Source organism: Paenibacillus sp. HB172176, assembly GCF_011947265.1.
GTDB lineage: Bacteria > Bacillota > Bacilli > Paenibacillales > Paenibacillaceae > Pristimantibacillus.
This window is the reverse complement of the sequence record NZ_JAATHD010000054.1, coordinates 1-3,680: the sequence shown is the minus strand read 5'-3', so window position 1 is coordinate 3,680 and position 3,680 is coordinate 1. Positions and strand designations below refer to the sequence as shown.

General features: G+C 38.0%; 4 protein-coding genes. 2 read left to right on the top strand and 2 right to left on the bottom strand.

Annotation, left to right across the window (positions count from 1 at the left end):
- The first annotated feature begins 242 nt into the window (after window positions 1–242).
- Window positions 243–908 carry a stalk domain-containing protein gene (locus HFP08_RS28635; protein ID WP_168124052.1) on the top strand — a complete coding sequence of 222 codons (666 nt, stop codon included), beginning with the start codon at window positions 243–245 and terminating at the stop codon, window positions 906–908.
- On the opposite strand, the gene HFP08_RS28630 is transcribed toward HFP08_RS28635, so the two are convergent.
- Window positions 909–2,357 (bottom strand): hypothetical protein, encoded by a 1,449-nt coding sequence (locus tag HFP08_RS28630; protein ID WP_168124051.1) that lies wholly within the window; start codon window positions 2,355–2,357, stop codon window positions 909–911.
- Between the two features lie 113 nt (window positions 2,358–2,470).
- Between HFP08_RS28630 and HFP08_RS28625 the strand changes: the two genes are divergently transcribed.
- A complete protein-coding gene (locus HFP08_RS28625; protein ID WP_168124050.1) occupies window positions 2,471–3,082 on the top strand; it encodes a stalk domain-containing protein in 612 nt (203 codons plus the stop codon).
- Here HFP08_RS28625 and HFP08_RS28620 read toward each other — a convergent pair.
- Window positions 3,083–3,680, bottom strand: a 598-nt coding sequence (locus HFP08_RS28620) for a hypothetical protein (RefSeq protein ID WP_168124049.1), incomplete at its 5' end; no start/stop codon positions are given. It abuts the gene before it with no gap.

Sequence of the window (3,680 nt, the reverse complement as noted above, 5' to 3'; positions counted from 1 at the left end):
AGTCTGTACTCATTCCGATAATCTTGGCAGTAATATGTATATCAGATAACTCATAATCAACGTTAATGAAATCGCCTAGAACAATCTTGTCCCTATCCGAGCTTTCTTCCATATCAAGCACACTAAACAAAGCGGGTTCGGCATTCTTCTTAAAAGAAAATGAACAATATCTTGGAAAAATGTGTTACTATTATGATGATCAATTGGATAACACATAATCAAAATCAAACGGAGGTTTCACAATGAAAAAACTAACCATAGGCGCAACTAGTTTTATTGCAGGAGCATTGCTTATGACTGGAATATCTGGCTATGCAGCCCCTGCCCTGGAAAAAGTGTCTGCTTATATCAACAATACCGTTACACTTAAACTGAATGGTGAAAAGGTGGAGACTTCTCAACCAATTCTCACGTATAACGATAGGACATATGTATACCTTAAAGATGTCGGCGAGTTGGTTGGAACAGAAGTTAGTTGGAATAATGATGAAAGAAGTGTTGAAATTGTTAGTAATAATGTTGGTAATGATCAAAATGAAAAAGATGATGTTAATTTGAGTAACGAAGCTACAGAACTTAACGATGGTGAAGACAACTATGATTATTCTCAGTTTTATCCTATTATAGACAAGGAAAAGAAAATAAGTTACGATCCGCAGAGTAATATAGGATCTTATTTTATGACCGATGAAGAGTACTTTGCTTTCGAAAAAATGACAAAAAAAGAATCGAAATTGCATTTTTCCAAGATGATCACAAGTCAATTTATGGAAAAATACTTTGTTGCAGTAAAAGACTCCGACATCATTGATGATTTTAAGTATAATTTTGTTTATAAAGGAAAAGTTATATTAACTTTTCAATATTTAGGTGATAATTACAGTTATTCCTTTGAGTTAAATATTTAATTAACCGAATTTAGCTGTAATTCCTGTGACATTTGCATTGGTGAAATTAACATTTCCTCGAAATTTGACTTCACCGTATGTGCTGCCATTTCCTGTTCCTGCAGATATAATTACATTAGACCATATGCTTTCTAGGAGCAACTGAGTACCACCATTTCCATTAGAACCAGATGTTGCAAAAACTCTTATATCATCTGCAACTTGTGAAACTTCCCCACATTTGGTTCCTAAATAGTAAAAGTCTACGAAACTAAAGTTCCCGCTATCAATTACAATACCATTGAGTTCATTAAATTCATTGTATGAACGTATTCCTGAGCTATTCATTTGAAGCCTTTTACCAATTTCATCAGTTCGAAAGATACCGCCTGTAATAACGGCTCCATTTATACTTCCTGAAACAATAGTTGGAGTGCGAATTTCTTTTTGGCTGATAAATGTGGAATCCCCGCCTACATATGTTCCATTAGCAATTGCAATTGCGGTTGCCAATGCACCACCTGCTGTAGACTGGGCATTACCGGCAGCACTCGCAGCTCCACTAGCAACAGGATCACTGTTAGTGTTACCCCAATTTATACTACCACCATTCATAGTAATATTACCGCTAAAGTTACCATTACTTGCAGTCAATGTGCCATCAGAAGCAACGCCAAACTTAGAGCCAATCTGCATTGTGCCTCCAGTGACTTGAACATTGGAGGCTTTCATTTTGCCTGTCAAATCGACGCTGAAGGGGGCGTTGGCGAAGGTAGAGCTTCCCAATGAAATGCCATTTGAATCAGCTTTAAATAGGCTATTGCCAGACCCAATTTCAACCTTGCCTTTGAAAATGACATCGCCATTCGTATCCAGCACGATTTGATCACTCCACACAGGGCTCGCCGTAGTGCCTGTGTTTTTTTGTAATAATAGCCCGTTAGTTGCATTGAGCTTAATTCGACTCTTCTTATCTGTTCGCGTGATAACCAAATCCATTTCGGTTGCCGTCATTCCATTATCATCAATGGTAAATGAGCCTGATTGATTGGTAATCGTAAGATTGTTTCCTGCAATTAATTGTCCAATTATACGTTCTGCGATGATCCCATCCGCACTGGCTGCTGTCTGCCAATGCAATCCACCGTCTTTAGAGAGAGCAATGACGCCGTTCTGAACAATAACCATTCGCTGCGGATCACTCGAATCACTTACAATAATCCCTCTGCGAGACATACTAATTGAATTGTTCAATCCACCTTCAATTTGTCTGTCAATCGCACTCCAGGTCGTGCTTAATATCTGCGAAACTTCATCTGTTCGCTCAATATTATTGTCATAGGCATATTTATTGGCGGCAAGGGAGTTGGAATGTTGTACATCAGACAACTCATAATCAACGTTAATGAAATCGCCTAGAACAATCTTGTCCCTACCCGAGCTTTCTTCCATTTCAAGCAGGCTAAACAAAGCGGGTTCGGCATTCTTCTTAAAAGAAATTGAACAACATCTTGGAAATATGTGTTACTATTATGATGATCAATTGGATAAACACATAATCAAAATCAAACGGAGGTTTCACAATGAAAAAACTAACCATAGGCGCAACTAGTTTTATTGCAGGAGCATTGCTTATGACTGGAATATCTGGCTATGCTGCCCCTGCTCTGGAAAAAGTGTCTGCTTATATCAACAACACCGTTACACTTAAACTGAATGGTGAAAAGGTGGAAACTTCTCAACCAATCCTCACCTACAACGACAGGACATATGTCTACCTTAAAGATGTAGGCGAGTTGGTTGGAGCAGAAGTTAGTTGGAATAATGCTGAGCGCAGTGTTGAGATCGTTAATAATCCTGCTGTTGATGGAGATGAAGCTACTACAATTCAAGAAGGGACCGATACAGACAATGAAAAAGGAGAAAATACTTCCTTTAGTTTCACTGTCAGATCGGATTTTGGATTTGAATTAGTGTACACATACAAAGGAATTGACTATGTAGGACTCAGGGAAGTTATGTCAAAGCCTACAAATGGCACATATTTCACTTTAGATATTCCTTCGGAAAAATACTCTTTATTGAATTCTGATGGGAAGATTTTAGTGGAAAAAATTCCTTTTGAAAAAATAGATGGACAATGGGCGATTAAATATGATTATTACTTAGAGTTATTGCTTCCGCTTATTTCTTAGTCATCCAAAAGTTGCTGTTACTCCTGATACAGAACCAGTAAAGCTCCAGCTTCCATGAGCTGTCGTTGATGAACCTGAGGATGACAAGAAATTTGTGTTATTCGATCGTAAGCTTGCACTCCCAACATTATTATAAATTGTAAACCATCTGTTGCTACCAAACCATAGTTCCAAGTCACCAAACGATTGTGTTGATCCTTTTGAAAGTGTAAGATATCCGTTTGTCACATTTGGATCTGCCTGATATGTGTACAACTTCTCAGCAGAAAGATTTTTTGCATCAATGTATTGAGAGGTAATTTTACCCGCATTAATTTGATTGGCATCTAGTGTTCCAGTATAAATTCCATAAGGACTAATATTGGTTAGCATTGGAGAACCTGTTGATAAAGCGCCGACTTCACCTGCACTATATGAAGCTTTAGGAACAGAACCCCAATTTATACTACCGCCATTCATGTTTATGTTGCCGCTAATATTAGCGTTATTGGCAGTCAATGTGCCATCAGAAGCAACACCAAATTTACTTCCTATTTGCATTGTGCCTCCAGTGACTTGAACATTGGAGGCTTTCATTTTGCCTGTCAAATCGACGCTG